19 protein-coding genes (1 of these 19 running past the window's edge) are annotated in these 15,629 nt (G+C 38.3%); 3 read left to right on the top strand and 16 right to left on the bottom strand.

Annotated elements, in window-relative coordinates:
- The 3 genes in view from recJ to ACOQO5_RS01845 are tightly spaced (at most 59 nt apart) and all read left to right on the top strand, a layout consistent with a single transcriptional unit that may run on beyond the window.
- Nucleotides 1-1,236: the 3' portion of a single-stranded-DNA-specific exonuclease RecJ gene (recJ, locus tag ACOQO5_RS01835; protein WP_420579970.1), read on the top strand. 456 nt of this gene lie to the left of the window's left edge; the window shows 1,236 of its 1,692 coding nt (coding positions 457-1,692); its start codon lies beyond the left edge, outside the window; its stop codon occupies nucleotides 1,234-1,236.
- A 59-nt stretch (nucleotides 1,237-1,295) separates the two neighbouring features.
- The gene (lptB, locus tag ACOQO5_RS01840) at nucleotides 1,296-2,027 is read left to right on the top strand and encodes an LPS export ABC transporter ATP-binding protein (protein ID WP_420579971.1); all 732 of its coding nucleotides are present in this window, start codon (nucleotides 1,296-1,298) and stop codon (nucleotides 2,025-2,027) included.
- 39 nt (nucleotides 2,028-2,066) lie between these two features.
- On the top strand, nucleotides 2,067-3,557 hold the full coding sequence (locus ACOQO5_RS01845) for a GH3 auxin-responsive promoter family protein (protein ID WP_420579972.1): 1,491 nt from the start codon (nucleotides 2,067-2,069) through the stop codon (nucleotides 3,555-3,557).
- Nucleotides 3,558-3,596: 39 nt separating this feature from the next.
- Here the strand turns inward: ACOQO5_RS01845 and ACOQO5_RS01850 are convergent, their stop codons facing one another.
- The 16 genes from ACOQO5_RS01850 to ACOQO5_RS01925 all read right to left on the bottom strand — a co-directional run bounded on the left by ACOQO5_RS01850 (nucleotide 3,597) and on the right by ACOQO5_RS01925 (nucleotide 15,506).
- Nucleotides 3,597-4,250 (bottom strand): hypothetical protein, encoded by a 654-nt coding sequence (locus tag ACOQO5_RS01850; protein WP_420579973.1) that lies wholly within the window; start codon nucleotides 4,248-4,250, stop codon nucleotides 3,597-3,599.
- A gap of 10 nt (nucleotides 4,251-4,260) precedes the next feature.
- Nucleotides 4,261-4,788 (bottom strand): hypothetical protein, encoded by a 528-nt coding sequence (locus ACOQO5_RS01855; RefSeq protein ID WP_420579974.1) that lies wholly within the window; start codon nucleotides 4,786-4,788, stop codon nucleotides 4,261-4,263.
- 15 nt (nucleotides 4,789-4,803) lie between these two features.
- Nucleotides 4,804-5,955, bottom strand: coding sequence for a hypothetical protein (locus ACOQO5_RS01860; protein ID WP_420579975.1), 1,152 nt, complete (start codon nucleotides 5,953-5,955; stop codon nucleotides 4,804-4,806).
- Nucleotides 5,952-6,464, bottom strand: coding sequence for a hypothetical protein (locus ACOQO5_RS01865; protein WP_420579976.1), 513 nt, complete (start codon nucleotides 6,462-6,464; stop codon nucleotides 5,952-5,954). Before ACOQO5_RS01865 ends, ACOQO5_RS01860 begins: the two co-directional genes overlap by 4 nt.
- A complete protein-coding gene (locus tag ACOQO5_RS01870; protein ID WP_420579977.1) occupies nucleotides 6,451-7,047 on the bottom strand; it encodes an RNA polymerase sigma factor in 597 nt (198 codons plus the stop codon). The genes ACOQO5_RS01865 and ACOQO5_RS01870 overlap by 14 nt, the downstream gene beginning before the upstream one ends.
- A 6-nt stretch (nucleotides 7,048-7,053) precedes the next feature.
- On the bottom strand, nucleotides 7,054-7,701 hold the full coding sequence (locus ACOQO5_RS01875; RefSeq protein ID WP_420579978.1) for a methyltransferase: 648 nt from the start codon (nucleotides 7,699-7,701) through the stop codon (nucleotides 7,054-7,056).
- Nucleotides 7,698-8,531, bottom strand: a complete 834-nt coding sequence (locus tag ACOQO5_RS01880; RefSeq protein WP_420579979.1) for a UbiA family prenyltransferase — start codon at nucleotides 8,529-8,531, stop codon at nucleotides 7,698-7,700. The genes ACOQO5_RS01875 and ACOQO5_RS01880 overlap by 4 nt, the downstream gene beginning before the upstream one ends.
- 67 nt (nucleotides 8,532-8,598) lie before the next feature.
- On the bottom strand, nucleotides 8,599-9,498 hold the full coding sequence (atpG, locus tag ACOQO5_RS01885; protein WP_420579980.1) for an ATP synthase F1 subunit gamma: 900 nt from the start codon (nucleotides 9,496-9,498) through the stop codon (nucleotides 8,599-8,601).
- A gap of 9 nt (nucleotides 9,499-9,507) precedes the next feature.
- Complete coding sequence (atpA, locus tag ACOQO5_RS01890) at nucleotides 9,508-11,088, bottom strand: F0F1 ATP synthase subunit alpha (protein WP_420579981.1); 1,581 nt, start codon at nucleotides 11,086-11,088, stop codon at nucleotides 9,508-9,510.
- 56 nt (nucleotides 11,089-11,144) lie between these two features.
- Complete coding sequence (gene atpH, locus ACOQO5_RS01895; protein ID WP_420579982.1) at nucleotides 11,145-11,702, bottom strand: ATP synthase F1 subunit delta; 558 nt, start codon at nucleotides 11,700-11,702, stop codon at nucleotides 11,145-11,147.
- Nucleotide 11,703: 1 nt separating this feature from the next.
- Nucleotides 11,704-12,198 (bottom strand): F0F1 ATP synthase subunit B, encoded by a 495-nt coding sequence (gene atpF, locus ACOQO5_RS01900; RefSeq protein ID WP_420579983.1) that lies wholly within the window; start codon nucleotides 12,196-12,198, stop codon nucleotides 11,704-11,706.
- Nucleotides 12,199-12,266: 68 nt separating this feature from the next.
- Complete coding sequence (gene atpE / locus ACOQO5_RS01905; RefSeq protein ID WP_084373165.1) at nucleotides 12,267-12,473, bottom strand: ATP synthase F0 subunit C; 207 nt, start codon at nucleotides 12,471-12,473, stop codon at nucleotides 12,267-12,269.
- Nucleotides 12,474-12,508: 35 nt separating this feature from the next.
- Nucleotides 12,509-13,594, bottom strand: coding sequence for a F0F1 ATP synthase subunit A (atpB, locus tag ACOQO5_RS01910; RefSeq protein WP_420579984.1), 1,086 nt, complete (start codon nucleotides 13,592-13,594; stop codon nucleotides 12,509-12,511).
- 407 nt (nucleotides 13,595-14,001) lie between these two features.
- Nucleotides 14,002-14,247 (bottom strand): AtpZ/AtpI family protein, encoded by a 246-nt coding sequence (locus ACOQO5_RS01915; RefSeq protein WP_420579985.1) that lies wholly within the window; start codon nucleotides 14,245-14,247, stop codon nucleotides 14,002-14,004.
- On the bottom strand, nucleotides 14,201-14,623 hold the full coding sequence (locus tag ACOQO5_RS01920) for a bactofilin family protein (protein ID WP_420579986.1): 423 nt from the start codon (nucleotides 14,621-14,623) through the stop codon (nucleotides 14,201-14,203). The genes ACOQO5_RS01915 and ACOQO5_RS01920 overlap by 47 nt, the downstream gene beginning before the upstream one ends.
- 16 nt (nucleotides 14,624-14,639) lie before the next feature.
- Nucleotides 14,640-15,506 (bottom strand): M23 family metallopeptidase, encoded by an 867-nt coding sequence (locus tag ACOQO5_RS01925; protein ID WP_420579987.1) that lies wholly within the window; start codon nucleotides 15,504-15,506, stop codon nucleotides 14,640-14,642.
- Between the last annotated feature and the right edge of the window lie 123 nt (nucleotides 15,507-15,629).

A 15,629-nucleotide genomic window follows, 5' to 3' on the forward strand; every position in this document is an offset into this window, starting at 1 on the left:
CAAATCGCTAAAGACAATGGTATTGATGTAATCGTTTGTGATCATCACTTACCAGGAGAGGTGCTACCCCCCGCAGTATCTATCCTAGACCCAAAACAGACTGACTGTACTTATCCATATGATGAATTATCAGGGTGTGGCATTGGCTATAAACTATTAGAAGCTTTCTCCATTCAAAATGGAATTGAAGACAATAAGCTCATGGAGCTCTTAGATTTAGTCGCAGTAAGTATTGCATCAGACATAGTGCCTATCACGGGGGAGAATAGATTACTCGCTTGGTTTGGAATGAAAAAACTAAATAGGTCTCCATTACCTGGGTTTGCCGCCTTGATTGACAAGGCTGGGATGCGAACACCATTAAGTATTTCAGATGTTGTGTTTGGAATAGGACCAAGAATTAATGCTGCAGGCAGAATTGGTCATGCAAAAACTGCACTTGATTTATTAACCCAAGAGATAAAAGAAGACGCCTATGTATTTGCTGAAAAGCTCAATCTAGAAAATCAGGAAAGGAGAAACTACGACGAGAGTATAACGGCCACAGCTTTAGACATGATCCAATCAGATGGTCAAGTAGGAAAGAATACAACCGTGTTATATAAAAAGGACTGGCACAAAGGTGTCATTGGCATAGTAGCCTCACGGTGCATTGAACATCACTATAAACCTACTATAATCATGACTGAGTCGAACGGCAAGATTACAGGGTCCGCACGATCTGTCAATGGATTTGACATATATAGTGCCCTAGAAAAATGTAGTAACTATTTGACCCAATTTGGAGGTCATAAATATGCGGCTGGTCTAACCATGGAGCCAGATCAATTGGACAACTTCAAAAATGCTTTTGAAGAAACCGTGTCTTCTCTAATAGATGAGAAACAAAAGACGCCTATTATAGATATAGATTTGGAAATTGATTTAGAGGACATTGATTTTAAAATGTTTGGCATCTTAAAACAGATGGGACCCTTTGGACCACAAAATATGCAACCAGTTTTTTGTAGTCGAAATGTCTTTTTGAAAAAAGAGGCACGCATATTGAAAGAGAAGCACCTCAAGCTTTTTATATCTCAAGCGGGCACTACTAACAATTTTGATGTGATTGGGTTTGGGCTTGGCCATTTGCATGACAAACTGGATGCTCCATTCGACATTGTATATACAATAGAAGAGAATCACTACATGGGGCAGACTACTTTGCAGTTGATACTGAAGGATATAAGAGTATGAGACAGATTAAATTGAATTATTATCATTAAAATTGCTGAACGCAAGAGTACGTACACCATATGCAACTGAGGGCAGAAAATTTAGTTAAGAAATATAAGAGTAGAACAGTCGTAAAGGGCATTTCCGTAAAAGTAGATCAAGGCGAAATCGTTGGTTTACTTGGCCCCAATGGTGCCGGAAAAACTACAAGCTTTTATATGACCGTTGGGTTGATTAAGCCAAATAGCGGCCATATTTATTTGGATGATCAAGATATTACTGACCTTCCAATGTACAAAAGATCAAAACTTGGCATTGGCTATTTGGCTCAGGAAGCTTCGGTTTTCAGAAAGCTGACTGTAGAAGAGAACATTCTCGCTGTTTTAGAAATGAAGAATTTCACCAAAAAAGAACAGAAAGAAAAGGCAGAAGCGTTGATGGAAGAATTTAGTCTGACACATGTTCGAAACAACTTTGGCATGGCCCTGTCGGGTGGAGAGAGGAGAAGGACGGAAATTGCTAGAGCATTGGCTATTGATCCAAATTTCGTCTTACTGGATGAACCATTTGCAGGAGTTGACCCAATCGCTGTAGAAGAAATTCAAACTGTGGTGGCTCAATTGAAAAATAAGAATATTGGAATATTGATAACTGATCACAATGTTCAAGAAACCCTTTCCATTACTGACCGTGCCTATCTGATGTTTGAAGGTCAGTTGCTGAAATCTGGAACGGCCGAAGAACTAGCCGCAGACGAGCAAGTTCGTCGTGTCTATTTGGGAAGACATTTTGAATTGAAAAGAAAAATATAATCTACCGTGCCTCTTTTTAATTCCATCCTCACTTGGGTCATGAGAAAGCGAATCCACCAAATGGAGCTTTTCATGAAATATCCCCACGAAGTTCAAAAGGAAGTTTTGACGCGGCTATTACATACAGCCAAGGATACTGAGTTTGGCAAAAAATATGATTTCAAGAATATAAAGACCTATGAACAGTACAAAAATATCGTACCTGTGCAGGCATACGAGGCTTTGTATCCATATATAGAACGTAGGATGAAAGGTGAGCAAAAATTGCTTTGGTCGTCTGATATCAAATGGTTTGCTAAATCGTCTGGAACGACAAACGCCAGAAGCAAGTTTATCCCAGTTTCTCCCGAAGCACTAGAAGATTGTCATTTCAAAGGAGGGAAAGATTTAATTTCTATCTATGTGAATAACAATCCTGACACACAGATGTTTACTGGTAAAGGTTTGGCTATTGGAGGAAGCCACCAAATCAATGAGTTTGATCCCAACCATGACTCACACTATGGAGATGTGTCAGCGGTTATTATGCAAAATTTGCCCATCTGGGCTCAATTCATCCGCACGCCATCATTGGATGTTGCTTTGATGGATAAGTGGGAGGAAAAAATAGAAAAAATGGCTGAGTCGACAGCCAACGAAAATGTGACCAATATTTCTGGTGTACCCACCTGGACGATTCCTTTGATAAAACGGATCAAAGAAATAAAAGGGGCCGACAATATTTTGGATGTGTGGCCCAACCTAGAAGTTTTTTTTCATGGAGCTGTAGCCTTTGGTCCATATCGATCTTTATTCAAAGAATTGATCCCAACCGATCAAATGAATTATGTGGAAACATATACAGCATCAGAAGGGTTTTTTGGCATTCAGGATCGTTCAGACTCTGATGAACTGCTGCTGATGCTGGATTATGGTATCTTCTATGAATTCATTCCTTACGATGAGATTCAAAATGAACAGCCAAAAACTATTGGATTAAGTGAAGTAAAGATTGGTGAAATTTATGCGATGGTCATTTCAACAAATGCAGGTCTTTGGAGATATAGCATTGGTGACACCATTAAATTCACCTCTATCGATCCTTATAGGATAAAGATTGCCGGACGTACCAAACACTTTATCAATGCTTTCGGCGAAGAGTTAGTTGTTGAAAATGCAGAAACTGCTATCACTCATGCTTGTCAGATGACTGGGTCTGTAATAGAAAACTTCACAGCGGCTCCTATCCATTTTACAGACAAAACAAGTGGTGGCCATGAGTGGGTCATTGAATTTCAAAAGTGTCCAGATAGTATTGAGCGATTTGCTAGTGTATTAGACGAAAAACTCCGGGAAGTAAATTCTGACTACGATGCCAAACGTTATAAGGATATTGCACTTAAAATGCCAGTGCTTCATTCAGCCAAACCAGGCACTTTTTATGAATGGATGAAAAGAAGGGGGAAACTTGGAGGGCAAAATAAAGTGCCCAGACTAGCCAATAATCGCGAATATATTGATGATATTTTGATTTTAGTCGATGATCAATAACTCATAGGCTATTCTCATGACCAGTTGTTGTTAGCTTAATTAAAACTTGCCTAGCTGAATCGAAACGACACCTGAAAATCCTGACAAATCATCATCATCTAAATTCTCTAAAGATGAGCCTTTGACCAATCTATAGCCAGCACCAAAACCTAATCTAAAGTGATGGGAAATATTGAGTTCTATTAATGCAGAAGGTTCAAATACGAAAAAAGATGAGGACTCTAATACGAAATCATTATCTCCATTAGCCATATCGAAGTAATTATTATCTGAAACGTCAAATTGACCTGCACCGATGACCATAGGCACACTCAAATGAATAATCTCTCTTGAGGCTATCTTAAACCCCATCAGCATACCTGCATAACCACCATATAGATTCAACTCTCTCGGAGTAGATGATTCTGGATTAAAACCATCAAATTTTGAATCAGTAGACAATCCATAGCCAGCCACACCGAACATGAAATATTTATTGATGAGTATCCCTCCATACGCTCCAATAATTAATGCCTGCTGGTCAACCACTTGCCCAACTTTAAAGTCTATGTTTCCAAATCCTGTGATTTCTTTTTCTTTTCCAATGATAGATTTAACTTCATTATTCTTAGGCTTATCGGTGAATTGCTGTGCAGAACTTAAAGAAGCCAATAGACTGAAAAGTATTACTATAAGATATTTTAATTGATTCATAGATTGATATTTAGAATACATACTTGATAGCAATAGAAGCATCCCAAAAGTCAGCTTTTACCTTTCTCATACCAATATAATTGAGGTACGGTTTTAGATCCAAACTCAGAGTGATAGGGACGCTGAGCATACGGTATTCAATACCGATGATACCATCAATCCCCATAGTCAAATAGTTTTTCTCTATGTATTCAAATTCCGTAGGATCGGCATTGGATAATTCTTTATCTATTCCACTATGTTCTTCAGAGCCAATATGTCCACCTACTCCATAATAGAAATAAAAATTCTCATTAAAAGAAACATGCATGGGTTGATGTAAAACATGAAGGACCGTCAACTGAATACCACTTCGACGATTGCTAACAATAGCTTCAATGGATTGTTCATCCACTATAAATTTTTTGAAAGTTAGGCCTGAACTTCCACCCAATCTAATACCCGCTGATCGGTCGTATTGCTGAGCTAAGGAAAACCCCGAACTAAATATAAGTAGTACAAGTAAATACACCACTTTCACTAAACACATTTGTTTCATTGAGATAGACCTTGATTAGTTTTTATTAGTAATACCACCGGTTTCTTCGAGGTAAACAGTGACTTCACCCGATTCTCCTGTAATTGTTACTTGGCTTTGTTTTGATTTTATCATACCTACAACACCAGTCAGAGTAATGACCTTGTCATTGTCGGTACTTCGTGTTTTATTCATTCCCATAAAATTTGAGGTCAAAAACATACGGTCTTCTCGTCCAGTAAGAGTGGCGGAAAAATAGGACCCCATATCTAAACTTATGTTAACGTCGGCGGTTTTACTTTTCAAATTGACCAGATTAAAGTTACTGTTGATGCTATGCACTAACAAATCACCGTAGTTTAACTCCATGTCTATTCGATCCAGCATACTGTCAATGAGTATATTAGAAAAACTAGAATAGCCCCTTACCGCCGTTGCTTTTTCCAAATGAATTTTATCATTTCTAGAATCCAATTTCAAACTTTGAACAGACTTCACATCAAAAGTAGATGAACTACTAGTGAGTACAATATCTCCACCTTCTCTCAAGTCAAACTCTGCACCCTTCAGTTCTACAAAAGCCTTGTCTAATCTTTTAATTCTAGCTTTACAAAAGCTTAAATTTAATCTGCTTGTACCTGTCAATTCTTCAACCTTAAAGTCTCCATGAGCCACACTTATTACGGCCTCTTCTCTCAGGCTTTCCAAATACACATCCCCGTATTTATTATCTAACTTAAGTGAGGTTTTATACGGAATTGTCAATTCATAATCGATGCTGATTTTATTTTTACTAATTAGCGTTTTGGAATAATCACCCAAGCTATTGATGACATCTTTGAATACACTAGAATTACGATCCAATACGGTTTCAATTGTCAACACATCTCCAAAATTGGTAAAGTCGACATCCACTCTCTCCATGTTCTTAGACAGTGCCTCATCATTCTTGCCATAGGCCGTGATTTTAACATTTACAACCACCGAATCTTTGTCCCAGGTTTGTAAGATCACTTGCCCATATTTGTTGGTCAATTCCAAAGTTGACTTCTCTTCAACTTTGAAAGATTGAGAAATATTCTTTACCAAAGATCTTGATTGTGCCTGAGTGATATAAACCGTCACTATTAGTCCAATAAAAACCAGCACCCCTTTACCCCATGTACGATATGTACCTCCTTGCCTCATAATTTCTTTCGTTCCTCCAATTGGGTTATAATCTGTTCTAAAATCTGAAGTTTAATTTTGTAATTGTCCATCATAGCATGAATGACTTCCTCATTATCTGCATTATCCTTTAAGTCCGACTTTAACTCATTGAAAGCTTGATCCAAAGACTCCATATTACGAAAAACTTCCTGCTCAGCATTTTGATCCAATTGTGATATATGAGCCACTTTAGTTGCTATTAATTCTCCATAATAATACTCAGCCTCTTGCAACTCAGCGCTCATCATGACTTCTTGAGATTGACTTTTCCAATTGACCCAACTCATATAGAAAGTCGCTCCAATAGCAACAAGAAAAACTGCAGCTGCTCTCCAAACATATTTCATAGGAATGACCACACTTTTCGCTCTCTTCTCAGCAACATCTAGCTTCTCCGAGATAATCTGCCAGTCATCTTGAGCATAATCGTAAACTTCAAAAGATTCACGATTTACATCAATAAAATTCTTTAAATCATTTGTTTCCATAGCCGTGGAATTTTTTGGTTTTCAGTAAGTCTCGAATTTTTTGCTTCGCTTTACTGTATTGTGATTTAGACGCAGATTCTGAAATACCCATAATCTGGCTGATCTCTTTATGATCATAACCTTCGAACAAATACAAATTAAATACGGTGCGACAGCCGTCCGATATTTGTTCCAATGCATTCATGATTGATTGAGCCTCGTGCCCTACAATTTCACGGTCAATCGACTCGTCCTCATCTACCGGATCTACATTTTCATCAATCGAAATTGTAAAAATCCGTTTCTTCTTGATGGCATTAATACATTTGTTAACCGTTATTCTTTTCATCCATGCACTAAATGTGCTTAACTCCTTCAGACCATTAATTTTCATAAAGGCTTCTACAAATGCATCCTGTAATAAATCGCGGGCTTCATCTTCATCGTTCATCATTCTCCTGCAGATATTATACATCGCTCCAGCATACAGTTTGTACAATTCATTCTGTGCTACGCGATCTCCCGCTTTGCACTGAAGTATTAGTTTGTTGTGTATGTCGTACTGAATGTTTTTCACTTCTGCATTTGAATACTCTATAGACATAGTAAATCAAGAATGGTTTCCATTTTTAGAGACTTCTTTTTTATATACTGCACTAAAAATAAATTGAGAAAAGAAATGCAATTTTTCTGATTTACGAAATCCAGAGTTCATGACCGTTCCATCGATATCTTTTAGCCCATTACTTTCCAGTCCTGTAGTGGCTTTGAAAAATAGATGCATGAAGTAGGACAACAATTTTTTCCACCATGAATCTTTATTGATTTCAAAATCTGAAACTAGCAAGTTTGACCGTATATCCATCAACGATTTTATGTGGTCTAGATGAATCTGCAATGATTTTTTGTTGAATAAATCCAGAAAGAAAAAGCAACACACCCAAGCATACTTTTCCGAAGACTTATAAGATTCAAATTCTATTTTATGGAAATTCACATTCAAATTTGACGATTCCTGAATCCTCTCCCTTGCTTTTTCGATCATTCGCGTAGAGGGTTCGATAAAGTCTATAGTTAGTGGGATATTTAGTTGGTTTATCGACTCAAGTACCTTTCCGCTACCACCTCCAATGATAATAATTCGTTCGTTTGGATTCATTTGAGAAAGAAAATGACATTGCGACCTAAGAACATTTCCACCGAATACCCATTTGGCTAGGAAATCATAGATCCATGCAATACGGTCGTAGTGATTCAAAACAAAAAGATCAATCCTGGTAAAAGAAAAATCAAATCACCAACCCATCTAAAACGTTCCTTTTTCTTGAACCACTGAGGTGCAAAGTATATTGCAGCTAAAATCAAGGACATACTAGTGAAGATCATCTGGAGAATAAACTCACCTGATGATAGGCCCACAAAAAAAGATGTTGCAATAGACAAACCCAATAACACAAGGAAAACCAGCAGGTGATTTAGTGTTTTGACTACCCCAAAATGTGTGGCCCAGGATTGATGTCCATCTTGGGTGTCATGTGCTACTTCGTAAAAAGAAAATAGCAACAAATTGATAGATGCCATCAACACTGTTTGAATGAAAAATAGGAGCATCACCAAATCCGTATTTGGACTGAGTGAAAAAGCCCCAAGAAAAATTCCACAAGCATAGAGAACAGCGATAAATATTTCCTTAGCAAAATAGATTCTAAATAGCCAAATGGAAAGAAAATAAAGTCCTACCAGTCCTAATAAGACACAGCCATATATCAGCGTTTCATAAGGTAGGAAAAACAACAGACGAAGGCCAAAACAAGCCACCATGACAAAGACTCCAAAAATGGGTTTTCGATATTTTTTATGAAACGCATGCCGCTCCATACTTGGCATTCGATCGTGACTGTTTCCATCAATCAAATGGTCCAGTGTATAGATGAGCCAGATACAGCAACCCAATGCGGTTGGAATACTCCAGGGTAATTCCACTTCGGCTACCTGCCCAACTGCCAGAGTAAAAATGACTCCTCCAGCTACTACATCGAGCGACAGCCAGCGAAATATTAATAAAATGGACTTTAAAAAGCTCATCATACAATCTAAAACAAAAAAGGCTGAACTTTAAATAAGCTCAGCCTTTCGTTTATGTTTTTAATTTGTCTTATCCGTCGCTGGCCAATGCTTCCGCACCACCTACGATTTCAAGAATTTCCTTAGTAATAGCTGCCTGACGCGTTCTGTTGTATGTCAATTTCAATGCCTTTAACATTTCACCTGCATTGTCAGTAGCTTGATCCATGGCAGTCATTCTAGCACCGTGCTCAGAAGCATTCGACTCTAAAATTGCTTTATAGAACTGTACTTTCAACGACTTAGGAATCAATTCTTCAACCACGTACTTCATAGATGGCTGATAGATATACTCCTGATTAGTAAAACTAGATGCTCCATCCTCATCTGTAGCTTCTACTTGCTCAACCGGCAAGAATTGCTCTACTTGAAGAATTTGAGTAGCCACATTTTTGAATTCATTGTAAATCAATTCTACTTTGTCGTATCCTCCATCTACATAAGACTTCATCACATACTCGGCAGCCACTTTCGCCTGATCAAAGGAAAGGTCACCGAAAATACCGTAATAGTCATCTACAACCTGATAATTTCTTTTAGAAAAATACTCAAAAGATTTTTTACCAAGCGGTAAAATATGCACGCCATCATGCTTGCTTTCATAAGAATATTTCTCATTAATGACATTGACAGCCGATTTGAATACGTTGTTATTGAACGCACCGCACAGCCCTCTGTCAGAAGAAATCACAACGAGAAGTACATTGTTTACTTCTCGTTCCTGACCGTAGACATTGTCAGAACTATCCTCCATTCCTGCAGACACATTTTGCAACAAGCCTGTGAGCTTTTGTGAATAAGGTCTCATCTGAGTGATCTTATCCTGTGCTCTTTTCAGCTTAGCAGCCGCCACCATTTTCATGGCACTGGTGATTTGCTGAGTCGAGGTGACAGAAGATATTCTGTTTTTTACTTCTTTTAAATTAGCCATTGCAGCTTATTAGTTTTCAAATCTTGTAGCTACTTCTTTCGCTACTTCGCCCAATTTACTTGTAGTACCTTCATCAAACTTACCAGCAGCTAGTGCAGACAATATGTCTTCGTGCTGAGTTTTCATAACAGTAATAAATTCAGTTTGGTATGCTCTTGCTTTTTCAACAGGCACTTTATCCATAAACCCTTTAGTAGAAGCATAAATTGTAGCTACTTGCTCGCCTACTGGAATTGGAGAGTACTGCGCTTGCTTCAAGATTTCTTGGTTTTTCTGACCTCTTGAAATTACCAAACGAGTAGCATTATCCAAATCAGATCCAAATTTAGCGAAAGCTTCAAGCTCTCTAAATTGTGCCTGATCCAGTTTCAAAGTACCCGCTACTTTCTTCATTGATTTGATCTGAGCAGAACCACCAACCCTAGATACAGAGATACCTACGTTAATCGCTGGTCTGATACCTGAGTTAAATAAGTTTGTTTCCAAGAAGATCTGACCATCAGTAATCGAAATTACGTTCGTCGGAATATAAGCAGAAACGTCACCTGCTTGAGTTTCAATGATTGGAAGTGCCGTCAATGACCCACCACCTTTTACTTTATCTTTCAGTGACTCTGGCAAATCATTCATATCCTTAGCGATATCATCATTGTCATTCACCTTAGCGGCTCTTTCCAACAATCTTGAGTGAAGATAGAATACATCACCAGGGTAAGCTTCACGTCCTGGAGGTCTTCTCAATAGAAGAGAAACTTCACGATACGCCACGGCTTGCTTAGACAAATCATCATAGATTACTAATGCTGGACGACCTGTATCTCTGAAATACTCACCAACAGCAGCACCAGTAAATGGAGCAAAGAACTGCATTGGAGCTGGGTCAGAAGCAGAAGCCGATACAATCACTGTGTAATCCATCGCACCCGCTTTGTCTAAAGCTGAGTAGATACCTGCTACTGTAGATGCCTTTTGTCCTACGGCAACGTAGATACAAAATACAGGCTCTCCTTTGTCGTAAAATTCTTTTTGGTTGATGATCGTATCGATCGCCACAGCAGTTTTACCCGTCTGACGGTCACCAATGATCAACTCTCTTTGGCCTCTTCCAATCGGAATCATGGAATCGATAGAAGTGATACCTGTTTGTAATGGCTCATCTACTGGCTGTCTGTAGATTACACCGGGTGCTTTACGCTCCAATGGCATTTCGTATAAGTCGCCAGAGATAGCTCCTTTACCATCGATAGGATTACCCAAGGTGTCGATAACTCTACCACACAAGCCGTCACCAGCTTTAATAGAAGCGATTTGCTTGGTTCTTTTTACGGTATCACCTTCTTTTACATCAGAAGATTCACCTAGCAATACAGCCCCTACGTTGTCTTCTTCCAGGTTCAAAACCATAGCTTTCAAGCCATTTTCGAACTCTAAAAGCTCACCTGACTGTGCTTCAGTCAAACCGTAGATTCTGGCTACACCATCACCTACTTGTAGTACTGTACCTATTTCCTCTAATTCAGCTTCTGTTCTGAAGTTTGAGAGTTGTTCTCTCAATATCGATGAAACTTCATCTGGTCTTACATCTGCCATTACTGTAGTTAATTTTAGATCTTATTATTTCTTATTGACAAATCACCGCCTGGTGATTACATTTTACTTTGATACGCTTTGTCTACAAACTGAAGTCTTAATTCCTTCAATTTTCCACTCACGCTATCATCAATTTGTTTATCACCAATTTTTAACACAAATCCACCAATCAAATCAGGATTGGTTTTTTCGGTAAGTACCACATCGCTATTTGTGATCTTTTTCACGATGGTACTGATTTCTTTTCGTATCGCATCAGAGATAGGATGAACCGTAGTTATGGTGCTTTCCACAATGCCTTTGAAAGAGTGATACTGCGCTTTAAAAGCCTCAGCCACTTCTGGTAGGTACATTTCTCTGTTCTTCTTCGCAAGGATTTCAAATATTGACATAGTCAAATCATTAACTTTGCCTTTGAAAATTTCCTTAAGGATAGCTAGCTTCTTGTAGTGGCTAATGACTGGGTTTTTCAATAATAAAACCAAATCATGGTTGCTTTTGCAGACTTCTGAGAATTGCTCCATATCTGCTACTACCTTGTCTAGACACTTCTTTTCTTCAGCCAGCTCAAGAAGAGATTTTGCGTATCTCGATGCTATCCTAAATTCTGACATCTTAGTTTACTTTTATGTCTTTGACCAATTCTTTTACCAAAGTCTCCTGAGCCTTTTTGTCAGCCAAGCTACCTTTCAAAACTTTCTCAGCAATATCCAATGACAACTCGGCTACCAAGTTTTTCACGTCAGCCAAGGCCGCGTTTTTCTCAGTGTTGATCACTGACTTAGCATCTTCGATCATTTTTGCTGTGATTTTAGACGTTTCGTCTTTAGCGTCTTCTTTGATTTTGTTAGCAATTTCAGTCGCATCTTTGAGTAGTTTGTCTCTTTCGATACGAGCTTCTTCCAACAGATACTCATTGTCTTGCTTTAAATCTTCAATCTTCTTTTTGGCATTTTCTGCCGCGTCTAAAGAGTCTTGAATAAACGACTCTCTTGTTCTCAACGCATCTGTGATTGGTCTCCAAACGAAGGCAGCCAATATGCCGAATACTGCTAAGAATACGACGGTCTGCCAAATGATAAGTCCAATACCGGGGGTAACTAATTCCATTATATTTTTTTTAATTGAAATAAGACCTGGCCCTGATGCCTAATGCAAACAGAGCCAAGTCAGAAAAATTAATTTCCTGCGTTTACAGACATAAAGCCAATTACTGCAGCAAACAAGGCAACACCTTCAATCAAGGCTGCTGCGATAATCATTGCTGTTTGAACTTTACCAGCTGCTTCAGGTTGTCTAGCGATACTTTCAGTTGCTCCTTTACCGATCATTCCGATACCAAGACCTGCTCCTAGTACTGCTAATCCTGCTCCTATTGCTCCCATTACAGTTAATTTATATGGTTAAAAAAAATAATTTCTTAATGATGTTCTTCTACTGCCTGTCCGAAATACATCGAGGTCAATAGTGTAAATACATAAGCTTGAAGTAGGGCTACGAATAGTTCCAGCATGTTCATCACAGTTGCGAATGCCGTAGACGCTACGCCTACTGCTAAACTCTGCGTGATGAATGTCAAACTTATAATACTCAATATAATAATGTGCCCCGCTGTGATGTTCGCAAACAAACGAATCATCAATGAGAAAGGCTTAATAAATATTCCAAGGATTTCGATTGGCCATAAGATCAAGTACAGGGGAAATTTAGCCAACCATGGCATGCTGTTCCCTAATGGATCTAATATGTGCAACCAATATGTTTTTCTACCAGATGCCAATGTGATGATCAACGTCAAACCAGCCAATGCCATACACACCGCAATATTTCCAGTAAGGTTAGCTGCTGCAGGCAACAGGCCTAAGAGGTTTCCAAACCAGATGAAGAAAAACAAGCTCAGTAGGTAAGGCAAATATCTTTCGTACTTAGGGCCAATGTTTGGCTTTACGATTTCATCTCTTACATATATTATAATTGGTTCGAAGAAAGACTGCACACCTTTAGGTGCTCGTTTCGCATTTTTCTTATACCCTCTAGCAACTGCCAAAAATATCAAAATCATCACCGTAGCATTGATCAAAAGCATTGCTACATTTTTGGTAATAGAAAGGTCTAGCGGATGAGCGTTGGTAATATTACCAGCCTCATCATATTCCAAAGTTCCATTAGCGTCAGTCTTATATATGTGTTCATGGGCATTGAAATAATAATTCCCATTACTTTCTACTGCATCCTGGCCGTGATGAAACGCTGATGACATAAAAACATGCAAGCCTCCATCCCATAATATAACGGGTAAAGGAATGCTCACTGGATGCTCTACTCCAGCTTCATCTTTCTTATCATAAAGATGCCAATCATGAGCATCCATTATATGGTGATTGATCAAAGCACTCGGATCAAATTTCTCACCTTCTGTCTTTTCTCCCGCAAAACTCGCCTGTGCTACCAATAGACCGAAAACCGTAAATAAAATGCTGATTTTCAGATGCTTAAATGTTGTCATAATTCGACCGTTAATCATGTATTTTGATCTTGACTTGAATTTCGTCGCAAGTTAGACAATAAGGCTGTGATTTCAAACACTACGTAGATTAAATAGACTGCCATAAAATTGAGAACGAACAACGCCGAATTGTCGGGGAACTTTATCAAGTAAAACATCACTGTAAAAAGTGATACTAAAAATCTCAAACCGAGTCCAACGAGTGGTAAAATGGCACTTTCAATATTAGGATTTTTAGCTACCAACAAATAGGTAATATGTATACTAGTGTACAGGAACCACAGAAACCCTAAGATTTGATAAATGGCAGGATGCACAAAAGAAAATTTGAACACCTCCAAAAGACAATAGCTCATTAAAATTAAAATCCCTGTGAAAACAGAGATTTTAGACAATTCCTTCATGTATTAATTTTTTGGCAGTTTCCGAAACAAATTGAGGAGTGCTCCCGCAATTCCTAACATGATTCCTATTAGTGTAAGTATGGAGTCGAATTCGAAATACTCATCCAATTTATTCCCCGTCCAATATCCCAAAATTACGTAGGCTAGCATTTCAAATGCAATCCCCGAAAATTTCAAGTATGAAAAGGATTGGTCCTCTTCTTTATTCAGCTTTGAGGAGTTTTGATTTTCCTTCCGGTGTTTCTCCAATTTGTATTTCTTTAATGGTCACACCCATTTTACATCCTCCATTGAAGGTAGCTCCTGATTCAACTATCAGTTTGTTGGTGATGATGTCTCCATTGATGATAGCAGATGGTTTAAGGATCAGCAATTCAGATACTTCCACCTTTCCTGTCACATGGCCGGCTATTTCCGCATTCTGGGCCACCAGATTTCCTTCTATATGAGAAGAATGCCCACATGCCGCTTTTGACTTTGTTTTCATGTTTCCTACGATCTTTCCTTCAATTCGAATGTTACCGTAAGTTTCAATATCACCATTAAGAAGGGTGCCCTTGCCTATGATGTTACTAGAGTTGCTAAGTTCTTCCACTTCTTTAATTTCTTGCTTATTATTAAACATTAGTACAGGTGTTTGTTTAAAATCTAATCAATTCCTCTGGGTTAATGGGATTACCATTGTACCACAGTTCAAAATGCAAATGCGGACCTGAAGTAAGCTCACCAGTGTTCCCTATGATAGACACTACTTCTCCCGCGGTTACAAAATTACCCACGTTTTTCAACAAATCCGAATTGTGCTTATACATCGAGATCAAATTACCTCTGTGTTGAATCGCAATTACATATCCACTATCCTGCGTCCAGGAAGCAAAAATAACTGTACCATCGGCTACAGATTTAACTGGTTCATCTTGTTTTGCCACTATATCAATCGCCAAATGATCAATTTGCGGATCAAAATGTTCAGAAACAATTCCATCTACTGGTTTGAACAGGAAAAAATCCTTTAGCTCATCTGAAAGTCGATTGTCAGTTAACTGAAATTCTAACCCTCCTTTTTCAAATTCTTCGCGAAATTGAGAATCAATGGCATTGACCCCTTGGGATTCAACTATTTCAGAAATTTCACTGCTTTCAATACTTCCTGTATTTTCTACATCCGTATACTGCGAATCCTCACCGGACATGATCGTCCTGATATTGGAGATGAAATCATCCTTCCTTTTTACTTCAAGCTGAAGGGAATCCACTCTAGAAGCCAATTCCATTACCTCCTTAGTCGCCTTTAACTCGGCAAACCTCGGGTCAAACCACGCTTCCAGCAAAGAAGTAGACAAGTAAAAACTCAACCCAAAAAAGGCAAAAAATGAAAGGAGCAAACCCAGGATAATCTTGGAATAGGTAAAGCTGTAAGTAGATTTTTCGGCAAAATTTTCCTCATTTCTTATGATGAGTAAATATTTGGTGGTGAGCCGATTTGATAAAGTTCTTTTTTGTTCCAAGGAAATAGCTTCTGATTTGCGGTAAAAATATATATTAATAGATATTTACTAAGCCAATATTGTATTAATTGCGTTTGAATTGGCGTTTATTCGAAAACATTGAATTTGATCCATCGAAGTCTA

The sequence above is a fragment of the Reichenbachiella sp. genome (assembly GCF_965223055.1).
Lineage (GTDB): Bacteria > Bacteroidota > Bacteroidia > Cytophagales > Cyclobacteriaceae > Reichenbachiella.

Excerpts from the sequence above, each read along its gene's own strand:
- atpH (WP_420579982.1), bottom strand. The coding sequence starts at position 11,702 with ATGTCAGAATTTAGGATAGCATCGAGATACGCAAAATCTCTTCTTGAG.
- ACOQO5_RS01865 (WP_420579976.1), bottom strand. The coding sequence starts at position 6,464 with ATGGAAACAAATGATTTAAAGAATTTTATTGATGTAAATCGTGAATCT.
- ACOQO5_RS01855 (WP_420579974.1), bottom strand. The coding sequence starts at position 4,788 with ATGAAACAAATGTGTTTAGTGAAAGTGGTGTATTTACTTGTACTACTT.
- lptB (WP_420579971.1), top strand. The coding sequence starts at position 1,296 with ATGCAACTGAGGGCAGAAAATTTAGTTAAGAAATATAAGAGTAGAACA.
- ACOQO5_RS01850 (WP_420579973.1), bottom strand. The coding sequence starts at position 4,250 with ATGAATCAATTAAAATATCTTATAGTAATACTTTTCAGTCTATTGGCT.
- ACOQO5_RS01880 (WP_420579979.1), bottom strand. The coding sequence starts at position 8,531 with ATGATGAGCTTTTTAAAGTCCATTTTATTAATATTTCGCTGGCTGTCG.
- ACOQO5_RS01870 (WP_420579977.1), bottom strand. The coding sequence starts at position 7,047 with ATGTCTATAGAGTATTCAAATGCAGAAGTGAAAAACATTCAGTACGAC.
- atpB (WP_420579984.1), bottom strand. The coding sequence starts at position 13,594 with ATGACAACATTTAAGCATCTGAAAATCAGCATTTTATTTACGGTTTTC.
- atpA (WP_420579981.1), bottom strand. The coding sequence starts at position 11,088 with ATGGCAGATGTAAGACCAGATGAAGTTTCATCGATATTGAGAGAACAA.
- atpG (WP_420579980.1), bottom strand. The coding sequence starts at position 9,498 with ATGGCTAATTTAAAAGAAGTAAAAAACAGAATATCTTCTGTCACCTCG.
- atpE (WP_084373165.1), bottom strand. The coding sequence starts at position 12,473 with ATGGGAGCAATAGGAGCAGGATTAGCAGTACTAGGAGCAGGTCTTGGT.
- ACOQO5_RS01860 (WP_420579975.1), bottom strand. The coding sequence starts at position 5,955 with ATGAGGCAAGGAGGTACATATCGTACATGGGGTAAAGGGGTGCTGGTT.
- atpF (WP_420579983.1), bottom strand. The coding sequence starts at position 12,198 with ATGGAATTAGTTACCCCCGGTATTGGACTTATCATTTGGCAGACCGTC.
- ACOQO5_RS01920 (WP_420579986.1), bottom strand. The coding sequence starts at position 14,623 with ATGTTTAATAATAAGCAAGAAATTAAAGAAGTGGAAGAACTTAGCAAC.
- ACOQO5_RS01845 (WP_420579972.1), top strand. The coding sequence starts at position 2,067 with ATGAGAAAGCGAATCCACCAAATGGAGCTTTTCATGAAATATCCCCAC.